At 65.5% G+C, this 21,864-nt stretch carries 16 protein-coding genes and 1 pseudogene; 12 read left to right on the top strand and 5 right to left on the bottom strand.

The window, feature by feature from the left end; translation table 11 throughout:
• Window positions 1–73: 73 nt before the first annotated feature.
• Both TVC13_RS01505 and TVC13_RS01500 read left to right on the top strand, forming a co-directional pair.
• Window positions 74–1,069: pseudogene (locus TVC13_RS01505) on the top strand (TerC family protein); the annotation flags it as partial.
• A gap of 426 nt (window positions 1,070–1,495) precedes the next feature.
• Window positions 1,496–1,873, top strand: coding sequence for a hypothetical protein (locus tag TVC13_RS01500; RefSeq protein ID WP_422399471.1), 378 nt, complete (start codon window positions 1,496–1,498; stop codon window positions 1,871–1,873).
• Between the two features lie 24 nt (window positions 1,874–1,897).
• On the opposite strand, the gene TVC13_RS01495 is transcribed toward TVC13_RS01500, so the two are convergent.
• The 4 genes from TVC13_RS01495 to TVC13_RS01480 form a co-directional block, all read right to left on the bottom strand.
• Entirely contained in the window at window positions 1,898–3,091 is a 1,194-nt protein-coding gene (locus tag TVC13_RS01495) for a hypothetical protein (protein ID WP_422399470.1), read from the bottom strand.
• A 111-nt stretch (window positions 3,092–3,202) separates the two neighbouring features.
• A complete protein-coding gene (locus tag TVC13_RS01490) occupies window positions 3,203–4,504 on the bottom strand; it encodes an alpha/beta fold hydrolase (protein ID WP_422399469.1) in 1,302 nt (433 codons plus the stop codon).
• Window positions 4,501–4,983 (bottom strand): GNAT family N-acetyltransferase, encoded by a 483-nt coding sequence (locus tag TVC13_RS01485; protein WP_422399468.1) that lies wholly within the window; start codon window positions 4,981–4,983, stop codon window positions 4,501–4,503. The genes TVC13_RS01490 and TVC13_RS01485 overlap by 4 nt, the downstream gene beginning before the upstream one ends.
• 10 nt (window positions 4,984–4,993) lie before the next feature.
• On the bottom strand, window positions 4,994–7,534 hold the full coding sequence (locus tag TVC13_RS01480) for a DEAD/DEAH box helicase (RefSeq protein ID WP_422399467.1): 2,541 nt from the start codon (window positions 7,532–7,534) through the stop codon (window positions 4,994–4,996).
• An 84-nt stretch (window positions 7,535–7,618) separates the two neighbouring features.
• Between TVC13_RS01480 and TVC13_RS01475 the strand changes: the two genes are divergently transcribed.
• Window positions 7,619–8,401, top strand: coding sequence for a trans-aconitate 2-methyltransferase (locus tag TVC13_RS01475; protein WP_422399466.1), 783 nt, complete (start codon window positions 7,619–7,621; stop codon window positions 8,399–8,401).
• A 10-nt stretch (window positions 8,402–8,411) separates the two neighbouring features.
• Here the strand turns inward: TVC13_RS01475 and TVC13_RS01470 are convergent, their stop codons facing one another.
• Window positions 8,412–9,059, bottom strand: coding sequence for an MBL fold metallo-hydrolase (locus TVC13_RS01470; protein WP_422399465.1), 648 nt, complete (start codon window positions 9,057–9,059; stop codon window positions 8,412–8,414).
• A 134-nt stretch (window positions 9,060–9,193) separates the two neighbouring features.
• Here TVC13_RS01470 and TVC13_RS01465 point away from each other — a divergent pair, with 134 nt between their 5' ends.
• The 9 genes from TVC13_RS01465 to TVC13_RS01425 all read left to right on the top strand — a co-directional run bounded on the left by TVC13_RS01465 (window position 9,194) and on the right by TVC13_RS01425 (window position 21,860).
• Window positions 9,194–10,927, top strand: coding sequence for an ABC transporter ATP-binding protein (locus tag TVC13_RS01465; protein ID WP_422399464.1), 1,734 nt, complete (start codon window positions 9,194–9,196; stop codon window positions 10,925–10,927).
• Window positions 10,928–10,929: 2 nt separating this feature from the next.
• Window positions 10,930–12,843: an ABC transporter ATP-binding protein gene (locus tag TVC13_RS01460; protein WP_422399502.1), complete on the top strand. Its 1,914-nt coding sequence runs from the start codon at window positions 10,930–10,932 to the stop codon at window positions 12,841–12,843.
• A gap of 96 nt (window positions 12,844–12,939) precedes the next feature.
• The gene (locus tag TVC13_RS01455; RefSeq protein WP_422399463.1) at window positions 12,940–13,317 is read left to right on the top strand and encodes a GntR family transcriptional regulator; all 378 of its coding nucleotides are present in this window, start codon (window positions 12,940–12,942) and stop codon (window positions 13,315–13,317) included.
• A 54-nt stretch (window positions 13,318–13,371) separates the two neighbouring features.
• Window positions 13,372–16,266, top strand: a complete 2,895-nt coding sequence (gene uvrA / locus TVC13_RS01450; RefSeq protein ID WP_422399462.1) for an excinuclease ABC subunit UvrA — start codon at window positions 13,372–13,374, stop codon at window positions 16,264–16,266.
• Between the two features lie 93 nt (window positions 16,267–16,359).
• Complete coding sequence (locus TVC13_RS01445) at window positions 16,360–17,055, top strand: HAD hydrolase-like protein (RefSeq protein ID WP_422399461.1); 696 nt, start codon at window positions 16,360–16,362, stop codon at window positions 17,053–17,055.
• Entirely contained in the window at window positions 17,042–17,710 is a 669-nt protein-coding gene (locus TVC13_RS01440) for a lysophospholipid acyltransferase family protein (RefSeq protein WP_422399460.1), read from the top strand. Before TVC13_RS01445 ends, TVC13_RS01440 begins: the two co-directional genes overlap by 14 nt.
• A 136-nt stretch (window positions 17,711–17,846) precedes the next feature.
• Window positions 17,847–19,850 (top strand): excinuclease ABC subunit UvrC, encoded by a 2,004-nt coding sequence (gene uvrC / locus TVC13_RS01435; protein WP_422399459.1) that lies wholly within the window; start codon window positions 17,847–17,849, stop codon window positions 19,848–19,850.
• Window positions 19,851–19,934: 84 nt separating this feature from the next.
• A complete protein-coding gene (gene rapZ, locus TVC13_RS01430; RefSeq protein WP_422399458.1) occupies window positions 19,935–20,834 on the top strand; it encodes an RNase adapter RapZ in 900 nt (299 codons plus the stop codon).
• Complete coding sequence (locus tag TVC13_RS01425; protein WP_422399457.1) at window positions 20,835–21,860, top strand: gluconeogenesis factor YvcK family protein; 1,026 nt, start codon at window positions 20,835–20,837, stop codon at window positions 21,858–21,860.
• The last annotated feature ends 4 nt before the right edge of the window (window positions 21,861–21,864 follow it).

Genomic DNA, 21,864 nt, shown 5'->3' with positions numbered 1-21,864 from the left:
CGGCGGTGGGGCAGTTCCGTAGCGGTTACGGGAACTCCCCGCCTTTTTCCGTGCTCTGAAAGGTCTGTTCCCCATGCCCGCATTACCCCTCGCTTTTGAGGTCGGTACGTTCATTGTCCTGGGGCTGGTACTGCTCTTCGACCTGCTCTTGGTCGTCAAGCGGCCGCACGAACCGTCCATGAAGGAAGCCGGCCTGTGGGTTGGTTTCTACGTTGGCCTGGCGCTTCTGTTCGCCGTGATGATGTTTATCTTCACGGGACCGGAATACGGCAGCCAGTTCGTTGCCGGCTGGGTGACCGAATACAGCCTCAGCATCGACAACCTGTTCGTGTTCATCATCATCATGGCCCGCTTCTCGGTACCCCGTAAGTACCAGCAGGAAGTGCTCATGTTCGGCATCATTATTGCCCTGATCCTCCGCGGCATCTTTATCATCGTCGGCGCTGCCGTGATCGAGAACTTCTCCTGGGTCTTCTTCCTCTTCGGCGCCTTCCTGCTCTGGACCGCCTGGAAGCAGGCCACCGACAACGGTGAAGACGAGGAGGGCGGCAGCGACAACAAACTGGTCCGCAAGCTCACCGGTTTCCTGCCCATGACCGAGAACTTCGACGGCGGCAAGATCCGCACCGTGGTGGACGGCAAGAAGGTTTTCACCCCGATGATCATCGTGTTCATCACGATCGGCGTCACCGATCTGATGTTCGCTGTCGACTCCATCCCGGCGATCTTCGGCCTGACGCAGAGCGCGTTCATCGTCTTCACGGCCAACATCTTTGCCCTGATGGGCCTGCGCCAGCTGTACTTCCTGCTCGGCGGACTGATGGACCGGCTCATCTACCTCAAGCACGGACTCTCCGTCATTCTCGCCTTCATTGGTGTGAAGCTGATCCTGCACGCGCTGCACGTGAATGAACTGCCGTTTATCAACGGCGGAGAGTCCGTTGCCTGGGCACCGGAGATCCCCACCTTCGTCTCCCTGGCCGTCATCCTGGGCACCATCGTGGTTGCGACCGTGGCCAGCCTGCTGAGCCCCAAGGCAAAAGCAGTCCAGGCCGTCGCGTCGCTTGAGACCGCCCTGAAGGTGTACCGAAACCTGGGTGAGGATGCCCCGCACGCCGAACGCGCGCAGGCCTACGACGACGTCACCAAGACCTATCGGGCAGCCGAGAAGGCCGCCGAAACCCGGGACGATGTCGAACTGCCCGAGATCACGGATGAGGCACGCGCCAGGTTCCTTGCGTCTGACCCGCGCAAGCCGGGTACCGAGCAGTAGGTTCCCCGCAGCAACCCATACGGTGCGCGCACCAGAGGCGGCTTTCCAGCCATTCCGGCAGGGGAGCCGCCTCCCTCGTGTCCGGGTGGCAGTTTGTGCGCGCCGGGTCAGGATTCCGTGCCTGGTGCTAGCCTGCCAGTAGATCCACCGTCCCTCTCCGGAGGGGAAATCCACGGCCCTTTGGGGTTATCTCGTTTCCGTTGACGCTCCAAAGGAGCAGCCATGAACTTCTTCGAAGTACTATGGTCGATCGTTGCGGTTTTCTTCGTTTTCGCATACCTCATGCTGTTGTTCCAGATCTTCGTGGACCTGTTCCGCGATGACACCCTGAACGGCTGGGCGAAGGCAGTCTGGATCTTCTTCCTGCTCTTTGTCCCTTACCTCACCGCACTGGTGTACGTCATTGCCAGAGGCAGCGGCATGGCTGCCCGCAGCGCCCGCCGAGCCAGTGAATCCGAGGAACAGGCCTCCGCCTACATTCGCCGCACGGCGGGAACCCCGAACGCCGCAGAACAAATCAGCTCGGCTAAGTCGCTTCTTGACGAAGGGCTGATCACTAACGACGAGTTCGGGCGCCTCAAGGAGAAAGCCCTGGCCTGACGGAACTTGAAACCCGTTCCGGCTTTACGCGGGCACCGCGCCAAGCGGTGTCCGCGTTCTTCTGCCCAGCACCTCCAGGACCACGATGAATCCCACCAGCACAAGGACGATGCCGGCAGTTATGCCCGCGCTCAGACCCGGAAGGAAGAGCACCAGCACGGTGATCCCGGCAGCGACTGCCTGGTAAACCCGCTGGTGCCGCATGGCCCAGGGCTGCCAGTGCGACGGGTTGCCCGCAGCATAGAGCACCAAAACGGCCAGGAGGGCAAGGACGAACACCGTTCGAAGCGCACCGGCGAGAGGGTCCAGGAAGGCATTGCTGAGGGCAAGCGCAGCATCCGGAGAGACGGCGGCGCTTGAGCCGACCGAGTCGACCCCGGCCTGCTGGACGAACCGCAGCACAAGTACTGCCGCCAGAGACGCTGCGGCGCTGGAAATGCTGATGACCAGGCCGGACCGAAGCCGCCGGCCCCTGGGGGCAATCAGGACCGCAGCCGCGGCTGCAGCTGCTGCGAGCCAGGGCAGGACCGCAGCCGTCCTTCCCAGTGTGTCGAGTGCGGACAGTGCCGCAGCCAGGCCGGGAGCATTGAAAACCGTGTAGTCTCCGCCGGCGTCGTCTGGAATCACCGAAGCCGCAGACACTCCCTGCGCCAGAAGCCGTGACTTGACCTCCGCGATCATCGCGGTGGTGGAGACAGTGACATCTCCGTTGGAGGCGATCGAGGCCATCCCTCCCGGATCATCCTCGACGGCACGGACCAGCAGCTCGTGTGCCTCGCGGTTCGCGTCCACCCACAGCGTGGCAAAGGCCTGACTGGAGACCGCCCGGGAAACGGTGTTATCGATCAGGGAGTTCGTGCGTTCGGCGATTACCGGTGCCAGCGCAGCGGAGAGCGCCTGTGAGGCCCGGGAGTCGTCCAGGTTGGACAGGGCATCACTGACGGCTGTGTTCACGTCGAGCCGGCTTGTCACCTGGTCGCCGATTTGTTCGGAAAGGTCAGCTTGGACCGCCGGGTCCTGGATGACCGGACCAATGACCGCAACGTAACGGTCAGTGTTCGCCACAAGGCTGCCTGCGTACCCGGCGGCCACGGAAGCTACGAGCAGCAGCGCGGCGAGGATGCCAAGGACGATGGAAGTGACCCGGCGCCAGGGTGGTGCTTTTGGCGTGCGGACGCCGGCTCCGGGATCAGGGCCGTAACGCGTACTGGGTGCCATGAGTTGGCCTTCCGCCGCTGTTAGCTGCTTCCCGTCAGGATATTCCCCCAATCGGGCACCGGCTATGGCCCGCCTGCAAATCCCGTCCGGATGGATCAGGGCAGCCCGGGGTCACTTCTCCCCGCGCACCATGCCCAGCAGCCGGTTGAAGATGCCTTCGCCGTCGTCCGCTATTCCGTCGTGGTGGAACTCGTCCGTTTCCCACACCTGCAGCCCCCGGACCGCCGCAGCGGTCTCGAGGGAAAGGTCCCGGTCCACGTAGATGTCGTCCGTGTACACGGCGGCCGCGGCGGGAACCGTATTGGCTGCGAGCTGCGCCCGGTCATACAGGTCCGGCCAGTCGGACTTCGCGGCCAGGAGATCCGCCGTCTGCTGCAGGGGACGCAGGGCCGGATCCTCTTCGAAGTACCAGGGGTAGACCATTTCGCCGGTGTACAGCGGTTCCGCCGCGTCGGGCTTGAAATCAGGCCTGGTCTCAAGGACGCGCCACGCTGCCCAGTTCGTGGCCTGCCCCTGGCCGTAGATCGATTCATGCATCAGGGCATACAGCGGGTTGGTCGAGCGCTCCGCGAGCTGCCACAGCGCCGCCAGGAAAGTGTCGGAGAGCCGCGGGCCCTCGGCGGTCTGGAGAAAAGCTTCCTCCAGCAGGTGGTGCAGGCCGTCCATCCTGGTGTTTCCGCCGAGGTAGGAGCCTGCCATCTGGAACCGCCGGGGCGTGAGCCGTGTGCCGTCGGGCAGGTATTCGGGCACGGACTCGAGGTGGCGGGCTATCCGCGCAGTGAGTTCGCGGTCCCCGGGATACTTGGCGAAGTACTCGGCGTTCCGGGCCGCGACCCGGGCGAAGGTGGCCTGATACACCCGGTCGGCGGGACCCCACAGGGGTGCCAGCCCGCCGGTGATGAGGACTTCCTTCAGGCCGTCAGGTGCGAAAGACAGATAAGTCAGGGCGCAGAATCCGCCGTAGGACTGGCCGTAGATGCTCCACGGCCCGGAACCGAGGGCAGCGCGGATAAGCTCCGCGTCGGCAATGATGGAGTCCGCGCGGAAGTGGGTGAGGTACTCCGCCTGCGCCGCGGCGTCCCCGCGCGCGGCCAGTGTCTGGCGGTTGGCCGGGGTGGAGAGTCCGGTGCCGCGCTGGTCCAGCATCAGGATGCGGAAATGCCGGGAGGCTGCCTTCGTCCAGCCGCCGAACTGCAGCAGCCGGTTGCCTTTTCCGCCGGGTCCGCCCTGCAGGTACAGCAGCCAGGGCAGGTCGCCGGCGGCTGCCACTTCGGGGTCTGAGTACTCGCGGGCAAAGACGGTGATCTGCTCGCCGCCGGGCACGGAGTGGTCCAGGGGGACGGTGAACCGGTGCTCCACCACGCGCATGCCGCGGATGTTCAGCGGCTCCGAGGCAGTGTGCGGGACGCTCATGCTGCTCCGGGGGTGCCGAAGTCCTCCAGTGCTTCACCGGTCAGGCGGTAGGTGGTCCACTCATCCATCGGCTGCGCGCCGAGGGACTTGTAGAACAGGATGGAGGGTTCGTTCCAGTTCAGGACGGTCCATTCAACGCGGGCGTAGCCGCGCTCGACGGCGGTCTGCGCCAGGGCGCGCAGCAGCGCCTTGCCGTAGCCGCGTCCGCGCGCCCCGGGGCGGACGTAGAGGTCTTCCAGCCAGATGCCGTGCACACCTTCCCAGGTGGAGTAGTTCAGGAACCAGAGGGCAAAGCCCTGAATGGTGCCTTCCTCCTCCAGCACGTGTGCGAAGACGGCGGGGTGCTCGGCGAAGAGGTGCTGCTCCAGCGCCTGCGGGGTGTTCCGGACGGCGTCCGGTTCCTTCTCGTAGACCGCCAGCTCATGAATAAGCTCAAGGATTACCGGAACATCGTCTCTGCGTGCAGCTCGAATTTGCATGGCTTCCAGCCTAGTCCAGCCGTCCGGCGTGAATCACGCGGATGACGGGTGTGCCGGCTTCATCGGAGGCGGCGAGGTCCACTTCGGCGTTGATGCCCCAGTCCAGGTGCCCGGCCGGGTCCTTGAAGATCTGCCGCACCTCCCATTTGCCGGGCAGTTCCTTGATGATCAGCAGCGATGGGCCGCGGGCGTCGGGGCCGTCGTCAATGTCGTCGTGTTCTTCGAAGTATGCGTCCAGTACATCTGCCCACCGGTCGGCGTCCCAGCCCGCACCGCCGTCCAGGGCGCCCAGTGCGGCGTCGTCCTCGTCAGCAAAAAGCTTCACCCGCTGGAACATCTCGTTGCGGACCATCACGCGGAAGGCCCGGGTATTGCCGGTGAGCTTTTCCGGTGCCGGCGGCAGGACCGGTTCGCTGCCCGCAGACGAATCGATTCCTGCGGCCAGTTCCTCCCATTCGTCCAGCAGGGAGGAGTCGGTCTGGCGCACCAGCTCGCCCAGCCATTCGATGATGTCGGAGAGGTCTTCGCGCAGCCGTTCCGGGGGGACCGTGTGCAGCAGGGCCTTGTAGGTGTCGGAGAGGTAGCGCAGCAGCACACCCTCGGAGCGCGCCAGCGAGTAGAAGGCCACATACTCGCCGAAGCTCATGGCACGTTCGTACATGTCCCGGACAATCGACTTGGGGCTGAGTTCGAATTCGCCCAGCCACGGGGCACCGGAACGGTAGACCTCGAAGGACTGTTCCAGCAGCTCGGCCAGCGGCTGCGGATAGGTGACCTCTTCGAGCAGCGCCATCCGCTGCTCGTATTCGATGCCTTCGGACTTCATGGCCGCCACGGCTTCGCCGCGGGCCTTTTTCTCCTGGGCGGAGAGCACCTGGCGCGGCTTTTCCATGATCGCCTCGATCACCGAGACGACGTCCAGGGCATAGGACGGGCTTTCCGGGTCCAGGATTTCCAGGGACGCCATCGCGAACGGGGACAGCGGCTGGTTCAGGGCGAAGTTGGGCTGCAGGTGCACCTTCAGCCGGACGGTGCGGCCGTCGGCGTCCGGTTCGGGCAGCACCTCCACGATGCCCGCGGTTTTCAGCTCGCGGTAGATGCTCAGCGCCTTCTTCATCAGGGCCAGCTGTGAGGAGCGTGTCTCGTGGTTGCTGGTCAGCAGCTTCTTCGCTGCGGCGAACGGATCGCCCGGGCGTTCCAGCAGGTTCAGCAGCATGGAGTGGGTGATGTTGAAGCTGGAGGTCAGGGCTTCCGGGGTGCCGTCTACGAGTTTTTCAAAGGTGGGTTTGCCCCAGGACACAAAACCGGCCTGCGGCTTTTTCTTCACCACCTGGCGCAGCTTCTTCTGGTCGTCACCGAACTTTGCCTGCGCCTTGGCCATGGCCTTGGCGTTTTCGATCACGTGTTCCGGTGCCTGCACGACGACGGTCCCGGCCGTGTCGTAGCCTGCCCGGCCGGCACGTCCCGCGATCTGGTGGAATTCGCGGACCTTCAGCGGCCGGGTGCGGGTGCCGTCGTACTTTGACAGGGCGGTAATCAGCACCGTACGGATGGGGACGTTGATACCCACACCCAGCGTGTCGGTGCCGCAGATGACCTTCAGCAGCCCGGCCTGCGCCAGCTGTTCCACGAGGCGGCGGTACTTGGGCAGCATGCCGGCGTGGTGCACGCCGATGCCGTGGCGCACCAGCCGGTTGAGTGTTTTGCCGAACCCGGGCGCGAACCGGAACCCGGCGATCAGCTCGGCGATGCGGTCCTTTTCCTCACGGGTGCAGACGTTGATGCTCATCAGCGCCTGGGCCCGGTCGATCGCTTCGATCTGGGAGAAGTGCACCACGTAGACGGGGACCTGTTTGGTGGCCAGCAGCTCTTCCAGGGATTCCTGGATGGGCGTTTCCACGTAGTAGTAGTGCAGGGGGATGGGCCGCTGCACGGAGGAGACCGTGACGGTGTCCCGGTTGGTGAGCTCGCTGAGTTCGTTGGCGATGCGGGTCATGTCGCCCAGGGTGGCGGACATCAGCAGGAACTGTGCCTGCGGCAGTTCCAGCAGCGGCACCTGCCAGGCCCAGCCGCGCTGCGGATCGGAGTAGAAGTGGAACTCGTCCATGATGACCGTGCCCAGGTCAGCGTCCGCGCCTTCGCGCAGGGCGATGTTGGCCAGGATCTCCGCGGTGCAGCAGATAATCGGGGCGTCCTTGTTCACTGAGGAGTCACCGGTCACCATGCCCACGTTCTCGGCCCCGAAAATGTCGCAGAGGGCAAAGAACTTCTCTGAGACCAGGGCCTTGATGGGTGCGGTGTAGTAGCTGCGCTCATCCAGGGCCATGGCGTAGTAGTGCGCGGCGATTGCCACCATCGACTTGCCCGAACCGGTGGGTGTGGCCAGGATTACGTTGTTTCCGGTGACCAGCTCCATTACTGCCTCGTCCTGGGCAGGGTAGAGGGACATCCCGCGGCCTTCCACCCACTCAAGGAAGGAGGTGTAGACCTCGTCGGGGTCGATGGTTGTGGTTCCGGCGGCGGCAGCAGGCAGCTGATCAAGTAGTTTCATCTCACCTACCAGCCTAGCCCGGCAGCAAAAATCACCGATATTGCCTCCAGGGGAGCGTATGACGGCGCTGCTAGGCTCGCGGGCATGAAATGGGATCCCGAGCGCTACATCCAGTTCGCGGACCACCGCGACAGGCCGTTCTTCGACCTCGCCGCCCGGATCGGAGCCGGAGAACCGGTCAGGGACCCGGCCTGGGTCGCCGACCTGGGCTGCGGGACTGGGGCGCTCACTGCGGTACTGGCCGAACGCTGGCCGGGGAGCCCGGTAACCGGCATCGACTCCTCAGAAGACATGATCCGTGAAGCGAAGTCCCGCTCCGGGAACAACCTCAGCTTCACCCAAGGGCACATACAGGACTGGGAGCCTGCGCCAGGAGCCGGTGTCCTGCTCTCCAACGCCGCCCTGCAGTGGGTGCCGGGCCACGAGGAACTGCTCGCCCGGTGGGCCAGGGCACTCGTCTCCGGCTCCTGGATCGCTGTACAGGTACCGGGGAACTTTGGAGCCCCGTCCCACGCCCTCATGCGGGAACTGGCCGGCAGCCCGCGGTATGCCCGGGCGCTCGCAGGCGTTCTACGGGGTACCGATTCCGTGGCAGAGCCCGAGGAATATCTGGAGCTGCTGCTGAACGCCGGATTCGACGCCGATGTCTGGGAAACCAGCTACTCGCAGGTCCTCACCGGCCCGGACCCCGTGCTTGACTGGGTGCGCGGCACCGCCCTGCGTCCCGTCATGGCAGCCCTGGATCCGGAAGAATACCCGGCATTCGAATCCGCGTACGGTGCACTGCTGCGGGAGGCGTATCCACCAAAGCCGTGGGGAACCGTGATGCCGTTCCGCCGGATCTTTATGGTGGCGCACAAGCCGTAGGGGACCGGTGCTACCAGCCGCGTTCCTTCCATTCGGCCAGGTGCGGCCGCTCCGCGCCGAGTGTGGTTCCGGCGCCGTGCCCGGGGTGGACCAGGGTGTCATCCGGGAACTGTTCGAATATACGTTCGACTACATCGTTGTAGAGGGCGTTGAAGCGGTCGGGATCCTTCTGGGTGTTGCCCACCCCGCCGGGGAAGAGGGAATCGCCGGTAAACAGGTGGGCCGGACCCTCGGGATCCCGGTAAACCAGGGCAACGGAGCCGGGGGTGTGGCCGCGCAGGGCAATGACTTCCAGGTCAAACCCGTCAAAGTCGAGCACATCCCCATGGGAGAGCGGGACGTCCGTGGGCACCTCGATGTCCGCGGTGTCCGGAGCTCCCGCAGCAGTGCGTGCGCCGGTGGCTGCCTTGGCTTCAGCGAGCGCCCGCACATGGTCCCAGTGGCTGTGCGTCGTGATGATCATCTGCACCGACGCCTCGCCCGAGCCGCCGTAGAGGTCCGCCGCAGCGGCGTCGAGCAGTTCCTGAATGCGCGGGAAATCATCTGCGGCATCAATGAGGACCTGCGCCCCGGAGTTCTTGGCCGTCAGGACGTAGACATTGTTGTCCATGGAGCCGACGGAGGCACTGCGTATCGAAACGTTCCTGGTATCCAGCATGGCGCCAGTCTAAACGGCGGCAGCTTCCCACCGCAGGGCATCAGCGCTGCGTGTCCGGTGATCCCTTGCCGCCGGGCCGTGCCCGGCGTACGTTCAGATGGTGCCGGAACGCCCCGGCAGTTCCGGGAGGATACGTGCTTCTTCGGCTCGTTCGCGAAAACCTGGCCCCGTACAAAGGTGCGGTCGCCGCCGTCGTAATCCTGCAGTTCCTGCAGACCGCCGCCACCTTGTTCCTACCCACCCTCAATGCCGACATCATTGACCAGGGCGTAGTGAAGGGGGACACGGCCACCATTATGAACATCGGCGCCTGGATGCTGGCTGTCACGGCGGCACAGGTGGTGTGTTCCGTTGCCGCCACCTATTACGCTGCCCGCACCGCCATGCGCGTTGGACGGAACGTGCGCCGTTCCCTGTTCACCAACGTGGAGACCTTCTCCGGGCGGGAGATAGGCCTCTTTGGTGCGCCGTCGCTCATCACCCGGACCACCAATGACGTACAGCAGGTGCAGATGTCCCTGCTGCTGACCATGACCATGATGGTGTCCGCTCCCATCATGGGTGTGGGCGGGGTGCTGCTGGCCCTGAACCAGGACATCCCGCTCTCCGGGATCCTGCTGCTGATCCTCCCGGTCCTGGTCATCATCATCGGGCTGGTGCTGCGCCGGCTGGTTCCGCTCTTCCGCAGGGCACAGAAACAGATTGACCGGGTCAACGGCGTCCTGCGCGAACAGATCATGGGAATCGCCGTCATCCGCGCCTTCGTGCGCGAACGCACCGAGAAGCAGCGGTTCGACGGCGCCAACCAGGACCTCACCGGCACGCAGCTGAGGGTCAGCCAGTATCTGGCGCTGCTGTTCCCGGCCACCATGCTCGTGGCGAACCTGGCAACGGTCGCCGTGGTCTGGCTGGGAGCCTTCCGCATCGACGCGGGGCAGATGCAGATCGGCGCCCTCACGGCGTTCATCGCCTACATCATGCAGATCCTCATGGCCGTGATGATGTCCATGTTCATGATCATGATGCTGCCGCGGGCCGCCGTCTGCGCGGAACGGATCTACGAGGTGCTGGATACCCGTACCAGCGTCCGGGACGCCCCGGATGCCAGCGAGCTGGTGTACGACGGCGGCCGGCTCGTCTTTACGGGGGTGGGGTTCACTTATCCCGGTGCCGAGGATCCGGTTCTCCGGGACATCAGCTTCGAAGCCGAGCCCGGACAGACCACCGCCATCATCGGCTCCACGGGGGCAGGGAAGTCCACGCTGCTGAACCTGGTGCCGCGGCTGCTGGATCCAACCGGGGGAAGCATCAGCATTGACGGGCAGGACACGGCCGGGGTCACCCTGCACTCCCTGCGCTCCGGCATCGGGCTGGTGCCGCAGCGTGCCCATCTCTTCTCCGGCACCATTGCCTCCAACCTGCGTTTCGGCAAGCCCGCCGCCACGGATGAGGAACTGTGGGAAGCGCTGGAGATTGCCCAGGCTGCCGACTTTGTCCGGGCCGCAGAGGGCGGGCTGGACCATGAAGTGGAGCAGGGCGGCGGCAACTTCTCCGGCGGACAGCGCCAGCGGCTGGCCATTGCCAGGGCACTGGTGGTCCAGCCGGACATCTACCTCTTCGATGACAGTTTCTCCGCACTGGACTTCACCACGGACGCCCGCCTCCGGGCAGCCCTGAAACAGCGCACTGCGCACGCCACGGTGATAGTGGTGGCCCAGCGGGTCAACACCATTACCGACGCGGGACGGATCATCGTCCTGGAGGAAGGGCGGATCGCCGGAATAGGCACACATGCCGAGCTGCTTGAATCCAACACCGCCTACCGCGAGATCGTCTCCTCGCAGTACACCCCGGAGGAGGCACGGTGAGCATGCACGGGCGCGGGGCTCCGGCAGCAAAGCCCGCCAGCTTCAAGGCCGCCACGGCACGCCTGCTGAGGCTGCTGTCACCGGACACCTGGCGCGTTGCAGCGGTACTGCTCTTTGGTGTTGTCTCCGTGGCGCTCGCAGTCACCGCTCCGAAAGTCCTGGGCGATGCCACCAACGTGATCTTCGACGGCGTGATCGGCGCTTCCCTGGCTCCGGGGGTCTCCAAGGCGGACCAGGTGGAGGCTTTGCGGGCTGCGGGGGAGACCCAGCTGGCAGACATGCTCGCCGCCATGGACGCGGTGCCTGGTGAGGGGATCAACTTCTCCTCGCTGGGCATGCTGCTGACGGCAGTGCTGGCCATCTACCTGGCCTCCTTCTTCTTCGGCTGGGCACAGGCGCGGGTAACGGCGCGGATTGTGCAGAACGCCATGTACCGCCTGCGCCGGGAGGTGGATGCCAAACTGTTCCGGCTGCCCATGTCCCATTTCCAGCAGCAGTCCCGCGGAGATGTCCTGAGCCGGGTCACCAATGACATCGACAATCTCGCCCAGACCCTTTCGCAGAGCATCACCCAGGTCATCACGTCGGTGCTGACGATTGTGGGGGTACTGGGCATGATGCTCTGGATCTCCCCGCTGCTGGCCCTGATCGCCGTGCTCACCGTCCCCGTCTCGGCGCTGGTGACGGTCCTGATCGCCAGGCGCTCGCAGGTGCAGTTCAAGGCACAGTGGAAGACCACCGGAGAGGTGAACGGCTACATCGAGGAGATGTTCACCGGCCAGGACGCGGTATTGGCCTTCGGCCAGCAGGAACGTGTGGTGGAAGGCTTCCATCCGGGCAACGAACGGCTCTATGAATCGTCTTCCCGGGCCCAGTTCGTTTCCGGCGTCATCATGCCCACCATGACCTTCATTGCGAACCTGAACTATGTGGCAGTTGCCGTCGTGGGCGGCATCCAGGTCGCCGGCGGCGCCCTGTCCATCGGTGGAGTGCAGGCGTTCGTGCAGTACAGCCGGCAGTTCAGCCAGCCGCTGGGCCAGCTCGGCGGACTGATCAACATGCTCCAGTCGGGCCTTGCCTCCGCGGAACGCGTCTTCGCCCTGCTCGACGCGAAGGAAATCGAACCCGACCCCAGGGATCCGGTGCGGCTGGGCCGGGTGCGGGGCGACGTCGCCTTCCGCCACGTCAGTTTCTCCTACTCGCCGCACTCACCGCTGATCCAGGACCTTTCCTTCGAGGCGAAACCCGGCCAGACCGTGGCCATCGTCGGGCCCACCGGAGCAGGGAAGACCACCCTGGTGAACCTGCTGATGCGTTTCTACGATGTGGACTCCGGGGAAATCCTGCTGGACGGCGTCAACACCATGACCATGACCCGCGACGACGTCCGCCGCAGCATCGGCATGGTCCTCCAGGACGCCTGGCTCTTCGAAGGCACCGTGCGGGAGAACCTGGCCTACGGGGCTCCCGACGCAACGGACGAACAGATAGTCGAGGCAGCGAAGGCCACACACGTGGACCACTTTGTCCGGTCCCTTCCGGAGGGCTATGACACCGTCCTGAGCGCCGACGGCGGGTCACTGAGCCAGGGGCAGCGCCAGCTCATCACCATTGCCCGCGCCTGGCTGGCCAACCCGTCCATTCTGGTCCTGGACGAAGCCACCAGTTCGGTGGACACACGTACGGAAGTTGCCATCCGGCTGGCCATGGGAGCGCTGCGCGAGGCGCGCACCAGCTTTGTCATCGCCCACCGGCTCTCCACCATCCGCGATGCCGACGTCATCCTGGCGGTGCGGGACGGCCGGATCGTGGAGCAGGGGACCCATGAGGCGCTCCTGGACGCGGGCGGATTCTATGCCCAGCTCTACCAGTCCCAGTTCAGCGAACCTGCTGCCGGCGCAGACGCCGCCGAATAGCGCCGCCGTCCCGGCGTACGCGCCCGGTCCGTGGCAAGATGGATTCCGAACCGGCCGCACACGCGTTCGGGCAGCAGGGACTAAGAAAGCGGTGGCATGGACGACGGCGTGCTCTCCTGGGTACGGATCGATGCGGCTAGTTCGGTGCCCCCGTTTGAGCAGCTCCGGCTGCAGATCCTCGACGCCGCAAATGACGGCACCCTACCGGTGGGAACCCGGCTGCCTCCGGTGCGTGCCCTGGCCGCACGGCTGGGTCTGGCGGTCAACACCGTAGCCCGCGCCTACCGCGAACTTGAGCAGGCCGAAGTTGTGACCACCCGTTCCCGGGCAGGCACCGTCGTGGCCGCTGCGGGAGACAACGGACGGCGGCGCGTCGCTGAAGCCGCCCGGGTTTTCGCCGAAACGGTCCGGGCCAACGGCGTGGACCACAGCGATGCAGTGGCCTACGTCCAGGCGGCCCTACGCCAGCGGTGAACACACCCGCCCTCGAATACGTCTTCGAATTGGCTTTGATCTAGAGTGGAAAGCGTGTCTACCGCGACTTCACTGACTTCTGGCCAGAATCCCCATACCGCCGGCGATCTTTCCCGCCTCGTGGTCAAGGGTGCAAGGGAACACAACCTGCAGAACGTGGACCTTGACCTTCCGCGCGACGCCATGATTGTCTTCACCGGGCTTTCCGGCTCCGGGAAGTCCTCCCTGGCATTCGACACGATCTTTGCCGAAGGCCAGCGGCGCTACGTTGAATCCCTGTCCTCCTACGCCCGGATGTTCCTGGGCCAGGTGGACAAGCCCGACGTCGACTTCATCGAAGGCCTGTCCCCGGCAGTCTCCATCGACCAGAAGTCCACCAGCCGGAACCCGCGCTCCACGGTCGGCACCATTACCGAAATCCACGACTACATGCGCCTGCTCTGGGCGCGCGTGGGCACCCCCTTCTGCCCGGTCTGCGGCGAGCCGGTCAGCCGGCAGACCCCGCAGCAGATCACCGACCAGCTGCTCGAACTCGAAGAGGGCACGCGGTACCAGATCCTGGCGCCGGTCGTGCGCGGACGCAAGGGCGAATTCGTCGACCTGTTCAAGGACCTCGCAGCCAAGGGCTACTCCCGCGCCAAGGTGGACGGCAAGACCGTCCAGCTCTCCGATCCGCCCAAGCTCGGCAAGCAGTACAAGCACACCATCGAAGTGGTCATCGACCGCCTGGTAGCCAAGGACGGCATCCGCCAGCGGCTCACAGACTCGGTGGAAACCGCCCTGGGGCTGGCCGACGGCCGCGTCCTGGCAGACTTCGTTGACTTGCCCGAGGACAGCCCTGAGCGGACCAGGAGCTTCTCCGAACACCTGGCCTGCCCGAACGAGCACCCGCTGGCAATCGATGAGATCGAGCCGCGGTCCTTCTCCTTCAACAACCCGTTCGGCGCCTGCCCCGTCTGCACCGGAATCGGCTCCCGGCTGGAGGTGGACGAGGAGCTGGTGGTTCCCAACCCGAACCTCAGCCTCGCCGCCGGCGCCATTGCGCCGTGGTCCATGGGCACCGCCACCACCGAGTACTGGAACCGCCTGCTGGCTGGCCTTGCCAAGGACATGGGCTTCTCCATGGACGTTCCCTGGAAGAAGCTGCCGGCCAAGGCCCGCGAGGCCGTACTGCACGGCAAGGACCACAAGGTAGTGGTCCAGTACCGCAACCGCTTCGGCCGGGAACGGAAGTACACCACCGGCTTCGAAGGCGTCATCGGCTACATCAAGCGCAAGCACCAGGAGACCGAGTCCGAGAGCTCCCGGGACCGGTACGAGGAGTACATGCGGGAAATCGCGTGCCCCGAGTGCGGCGGCGCCCGGCTGAACCCTGCGTCCCTGTCGGTGCTGATCAACAAGCGCAACATCGCCGAAGCCAGCGCCATGCCGCTGCGCGAGGCAGCTGCCTTCTTCGAGAACCTCGAACTGACGGACCGTGAGGCCAAGATCGGCGAGCAGGTCCTCAAGGAGATCAAGGCCCGCCTGACCTTCCTGCTCGACGTCGGCCTGGAATACCTCTCCCTGGACCGTCCGGCTGCAACGCTCTCCGGCGGCGAAGCCCAGCGCATCCGCCTGGCCACCCAGATCGGTTCCGGCCTGGTGGGTGTGCTGTACGTCCTGGACGAACCCTCGATCGGCCTGCACCAGCGGGACAACCGCCGGCTGATCGAAACCCTGGCCCGGCTGCGCAACCTCGGCAACACGCTGATTGTGGTGGAGCACGACGAGGACACCATCCATGAAGCCGACTGGATTGTCGACGTCGGACCCGGGGCGGGGGAGAAGGGCGGCGAGATCGTCCACTCCGGGCCCTTGTCCGAGCTGCTCACCAACACGCGTTCGGTGACCGGCGACTACCTCTCCGGCCGGCGGAAGATCGAAATCCCCGCCAAGCGGCGCAAGGTGGACAAGTCACGGCAGCTGAAGATTGTGGGCGCACGCGAGAACAACCTGCGCAACATCGACGTAAGCGTGCCGCTGGGCGTCTTTACGGCGGTCACGGGCGTGTCCGGCTCCGGCAAGTCCACGCTGATCAATGACATCCTGTACCGCGTCCTGGCCAGCAAGCTCAACGGTGCGAAGCACGTTGCCGGCCGGCACACCCGGGTGGACGGCCTGGAACACCTGGACAAGGTCATCCACGTGGACCAGAGCCCCATCGGCCGTACGCCGCGCTCCAACGCGGCGACCTACACGGGCGTCTTCGACCACATCCGCAAGCTCTTCGCCGAGACCACGGAGGCGAAGGTACGCGGCTACCTCCCCGGCCGCTTCTCCTTCAACGTCAAGGGCGGGCGCTGCGAAGCCTGCCACGGTGACGGCACCCTGAAGATCGAGATGAACTTCCTCCCGGACGTCTACGTGCCCTGCGAAGTCTGCCACGGTGCGCGGTTCAACCGGGAAACCCTTGAGGTCCACTACAAGGGCAAGAACATTGCCGAGATCCTGGACATGCCGATCGCTGAGGCCGCCGAGTTCTTCGCGGCCTTTGCGCCGATTGCCCGGCACCTGAACACACTGGTGGACGTCGGACTTGGCTACGTGCGCCTGGGCCAGCCGGCCACTACGCTCTCCGGCGGCGAAGCCCAACGGGTAAAGCTCGCGGCCGAGCTGCAGAAGCGGTCCAACGGCCGCAGCGTCTACGTCCTCGATGAGCCGACCACTGGCCTGCACTTCGAAGACGTTCGCAAGCTGCTGCTGGTGCTGCAGGGGCTCGTGGAGAAGGGCAATACCGTGATCACCATCGAGCACAACCTGGACGTCATCAAAAGTGCAGACTGGATCATCGATCTGGGGCCCGACGGCGGTACCGGCGGCGGCATGGTTGTTGCCCAGGGAACCCCGGAGAAGGTCGCCAAGTCACCGGACAGCCACACCGGCAGGTTCCTGGCCGAGATCCTCGGCTAGGGCGCGACGGTTCGTCCGGCAAATCCGGCAGACATATTCTCCGGCGGTAATACGTTTTTACGCTGGCTGGGTTCTCTGTGCGAAACTTGCCCGGTGACGAATTCAAGGCTCCTGGTCCTCTTTGATCTGGACGGCACCCTCGTGGACCCCGCCGGCAGCATCACCGGAGGCATCGCAGCCGCCCTGGCCGCCTCCGGACTTCCGGTTCCGCCGGCCACGGACCTGCAGGCAATGGTCGGACCGGCGCTGAAGGACTCACTGACCGGTATTGCCGGTGTGCCCGCCGAGCAGCTTGAAACCGTGATTGCCAGTTACCGCCGGACCTACCGGGAAACCGGCATGGCAGCCAGCAGGCCCTACCCCGGCATTGCCGACACTGTCCGGAGGCTGCGGGCGGACGGCGCCCTGGTGGCCGTTGCTACCCAGAAGCCTGAACCGATTGCCCGTGAACTGCTCGCCGTCCAGGGCCTGGACACCCTGTTTGATTCCATCCACGGATCCCCGGCTGATGAACGCCAGGCAGCCTCGGACGGCAAGGTCTCAATCGTCCGGGCCGCTCTGGCTGAGCACAACGGCCGGTATTCCGCAGCCGTGATGATCGGTGACCGTTCCCACGACGTGCACGGCGCCGCAGCCAACGGCATTCCCTGCATTGGCGTTGCCTGGGGCTTCGCTCAGGACGGTGAGCTTGAAGCGGCCGGTGCCGCCGCCGTCGTACAGTCAGCTGCGGAGCTTCCGGCCGCTGTCCACGCGGCCGCACATCCGGCAGGTGCCCATGGGCCTCTATAACCTCACCCGCTCCAGCACGCGGGGACTGATCTCCCTCTGCCGGCCCACCATCACCGGCCTTCAAAACGTTCCCACCAGCGGGCCGTTTATCGTGGCCGCCAACCACCTGTCCTTCCTGGACAGTGTGCTCATCCAAGCCCTGATGCCGCGCCGGGTCGGGTTCTTCGCCAAGGCGGAGTACTTCACCACTCCGGGCCTGAAGGGCGCTGCCATGCGCAACTTCTTTGAGAGCGTCGGGTCCATTCCGGTGGAGCGCGGGCAGCAGGCGGCCAGCGTGGCCGCCCTCAAGTCCCTCCTTGATGTCCTGGAAACCGGCGGCGGCATTGGCATCTATCCCGAAGGCACCAGGTCCCGTGACGGCCTGCTGTACCGCGGCCGCACGGGTGTGGGATGGCTCGCGCTGACCTCCGGTGCGCCAGTGGTTCCGGTGGGCCTGATCGGCACGGAACGCCTGCAACCGGCCGGCAAGAAATGGGTCAAGCCGCATTCCTTCACCATGAGCGTGGGGCGCCCGCTGTACTTCGCCAAGACCGGGCCGGCGCACGCCCTGCCGGAACGCCGCCGGGTCACTGACCAGGTCATGGACGCAATCGCCGAGCTCTCGGGCCAGGAACGTGCCGGCAGCTACAACCAGAACAAGCCCGACGGCGCCTAGCTCCGCCCGGCTCCCGCCGGCGGGGGGGGGGGGCGGGGCGGGCCGCCCCTCGCCCCCCCGGGCCCCGGGGGGCGGGGCTTGGGGGGGGGGGCGAACCCGGCCCCGGCTGCGGGAGGCGGGGCCGTAGGATGGAAAAGTGGCAGATCCAGCAACTTACCGGCCCCGGACGGGGGAAATCCCCACCGAACCCGGGGTGTACCGTTTCCGCGATGAACACCGGCGGGTCATCTATGTAGGCAAGGCCAAGAACCTCCGGTCCCGGCTGAACTCCTACTTCGCCAGCCCCCGGCAGCTGATGCCCAAGACCCGCGCCATGGTCTTCACCGCCACCAGCGTGGAATGGACGGTGGTGGGCACCGAGCTCGAAGCGCTGCAGCTCGAGTACACCTGGATCAAGGAATTCAATCCCCGGTTCAACATCATGTTCCGGGATGACAAGTCCTACCCCTACCTGGCGGTGACCATGGGGGAGAAGTACCCCCGGGCGCAGGTGATGCGCGGTGAACGCCGCAAGGACACCCGGTACTTCGGTCCGTTCTACCCCGCCAAGGCCATCCGCGAGACCCTGGATACGCTGCTGCGCGTCTTTCCGGTCCGCACCTGCAGTGCCGGCGTCTTCAAGCGTGCAGAACGCACCGGCCGCCCGTGTCTCCTGGGCTACATCGATAAGTGCTCCGCCCCCTGCGTCGGACGTATCAGCGCCGAAGACCACCGTGCGCTGGCCGCGGAGCTGTGCTCCTTTATGTCCGGTGAAGGCAAACGCTTCATCCACGACCTGGAGAAGCAGATGCAGGCCGCCGTCGCGGACCTTGACTATGAATCGGCCGCACGGCTGCGCGATGACATCGCAGCACTGAAGAAGGTCTTTGAGCGGAACACCGTGGTTCTGGCCGAAGATACCGATGCTGACATCTTTGGAATGGTCCAGGACGAGCTTGAGGCCTCTGTCCAGGTCTTCCACGTCCGCGGCGGCCGGATCCGCGGCCAGCGCGGCTGGGTGGTGGAGAAGGTGGAGGACATGGACACCGGTGAGATCGTGGAGCATCTGCTCCAGCAGGTCTACGGCGAAGCGTCCATGGCGGACAGCATTCCACGCCGCGTGCTGGTGCCGGTGCTGCCCGAGAACGCCGAGGAGCTCCAGGTCTGGCTCCGGGGGCTGCGGGGATCCAAGGTGAAGATTTCGGTTCCCCAGCGCGGGGACAAGAAATCCCTGATGGAAACGGTCACCCGCAACGCCGAAGACGCCATGCGGCTGCACAAGAGCCGCCGTGCCGGGGACCTCACCACGCGCTCGGCCGCGCTCTCCGAACTGCAGGAAGCCCTGGAACTGCCGGTTCCGCTGCTTCGCATCGAGTGCTACGACATCTCCCATGTCCAGGGCACCAACGTGGTGGCCTCCATGGTGGTAGCCGAGGACGGACTGATGAAAAAGTCCGACTACCGGCGCTTTTCCATCACCGGCGAGGCGGCGCGGGACGACACCGCGTCGATGTACGACGTCATCTCCCGGCGCTTCAAGCACTATCTTGCCGAGAACTTTGATCCTGCCGCGCAGGTGCCCGACGCCGAACCCGGATCCGGTCCGGAGGTACAGGAGCCTGGTACACCGGTGGCGGATACGCTCACGGCTGCCCCCAGGGCCAAGTTTGCCTACCCGCCCAATCTGGTGGTGGTCGACGGCGGCAAGCCCCAGGTCACGGCTGCTTCCCGCGCGCTGGAGGACCTGGGCATCACTGATGTGTACGTCGTGGGCCTGGCCAAGCGGCTTGAAGAAGTGTGGGTCCCGGAGAGTGACTTCCCGGTGATCCTGCCCCGATCCTCCCAGGCCCTGTTCCTGCTGCAGCGGATCCGCGACGAAGCACACCGCTTTGCCATCACCTTCCACCGCCAGAAGCGCGGAAAGTCCATGACGGCGTCGGTGCTGGACTCCGTGCCCGGCCTGGGTCCGGCCAAGCAGAAGGCCCTGCTGAAGCATTTCGGCTCTGTGCGCCGGCTGAAGCAGGCCGATGCCGCGCAGCTGCAGGAAGTCCCCGGAATCGGACCGTCGATGGCCGCCGCACTGCAGGCAGCGCTGGCAGACGCCGGTGCGGACTCGGCGCCGGCCGTGAACATGGCAACCGGCGAAATAGTTGAATCTTAGTTAGGCTGGGAAGGCCGGACTGCGGCGAATGCAGGCCGCTGCCCGGCTTACGGGGCCCTCGCGAGTGACGGGAACAAGGAAAAGATGACTGAAGTGGACGGGCTGCAAAGCGTCAAGCCTGCCGAGTCCGAGCTGCTTGTTGTCACCGGCATGTCCGGTGCCGGCCGCAGTACTGCTGCCAACGCACTGGAAGACCACGGCTGGTACGTAGTGGAGAACCTGCCGCCGCTGATGCTGGGCACCCTGACCGAGCTCGTCTCCCGGATGCCGCACTCGATCCCCAAGCTCGCCGTCGTTATGGATGTGCGCAGCAAGGGGCTCTTCCAGGACATCCGTGAGGCACTGAACAACCTGCGTGCCGCCGGCGTGACCTACCGGGTCCTCTTCTTGGATGCCTCCGACCAGACGCTGGTCCAGCGCTTCGAATCCGGCCGCCGGCCGCACCCGCTGCAGGGCGACGGCAGGATCCTTGACGGCATTGCCGCCGAACGCGATGTGGTGAAGGAACTGCGGGACGCCTCCGACATCATCATCGACACGTCCAAGCTCAACGTGCACGCCCTGGCCACGGCGATCACCGAACTCTTCACGGAGCAGGGGCCCATTGTGCTGCGGCTGAATGTCATGAGCTTCGGTTTCAAGTACGGGCTGCCGGTGGACGCGAACTTCGTGGCCGATGTCCGCTTTATTCCAAACCCGCACTGGGTTCCCCAGCTGCGCCCCCACACGGGACAGGACGCCGACGTCCGCGATTTCGTGCTGGGCGCCCACGGCACCGCTGACTTCCTCGACCGGTACGTCGAAGCGCTGGCACCGGTCATTGACGGATACCGCCGGGAAAACAAGCACTACGCCACCATCGCCGTCGGCTGCACGGGCGGCAAGCACCGCTCCGTGGCGGTCACGGAGGAGCTGGCCAAGCGGCTCGCCAAGCTCCCGCATGTGACTGTCAGCGCACACCACCGTGACCTGGGGCGGGAGTAAGTGGGGTTCCTGACCGGGCCCATCCCGGTTCTTCCCGACGGAACCAACCTGCCAACACCGAACGGAACCAAGCCTCCGGCCGTCGTCGCGCTTGGCGGCGGGCACGGGCTTTCGGCCACTCTCTCTGCCCTCCGCCTGCTCACCACCGATCTCACCGCAGTGGTCACGGTAGCGGATAACGGGGGCTCCTCCGGCCGGCTGCGCGAGGAACTCGATGTTCTGCCGCCCGGCGACCTCCGGATGGCGCTGGCTGCGCTCTGCGACGACACCGACTGGGGACGTACCTGGCGGGACGTTATGCAGCACCGTTTCCAGTCCAAGCGGGGTGTGGAAGGGTCACTGGATAACCATGCCCTCGGCAACCTGCTGATAGTGACGCTCTGGGAGCTGCTGGGGGATCCGGTGGCCGGCCTGCAGTGGGCCGGAGCGCTGCTTGGTGCCCGCGGCCAGGTCCTGCCGATGTCCACGCAGCCGCTGACCATCCAGGGTGATGTGCTGCGGCAGACCGAGACCGGACTGCGCCACGAGACGGTTACCGGGCAGGCCGAACTTGCCGTGGCCGGCACCAGCTCCAATGTGGTCAACGTCCGTCTGCTGCCCTCGGATGCTCCCGCCTGCCAGGACGCCATCACCGCCATTGAACGGGCGGACTGGGTGATCCTGGGGCCCGGTTCCTGGTACACCTCAGTCCTGCCGCACCTGCTGCTGCCGCAGATGCGCGACGCGCTGTGCGCCACGGGTGCCCGCCGCTGCCTGACCATGAACCTGCGCAATGAAACCAAAGAGACGGCGGGCATGAGCGCCATCGACCATCTGCATGCCATCCCGCGCTACCCGCCGGGCTTCAAGGTGGACGCAGTGCTGGCCGACCCGGCCGTCGTGGAGGACAAGGACTCCTTCACTGCCGCGGCCGCGGAAATGGGGGCCCGTGCCGTCTTCGGTAAGGTAGGGGCAGCGGCCCGGCGGCCGATCCATGATCCGCTGCGGCTGGCGGCCGCCTATCACGATATTTTCGGGGAAAACTAGGAGT

Source organism: Arthrobacter sp. 3Tela_A, from assembly GCF_049311025.1.
Classification (GTDB): Bacteria; Actinomycetota; Actinomycetes; order Actinomycetales; family Micrococcaceae; genus Arthrobacter_B.
The sequence above is the reverse complement of the archived record's forward strand: the minus strand, read 5'-3'. Positions and strand labels throughout refer to the sequence as shown.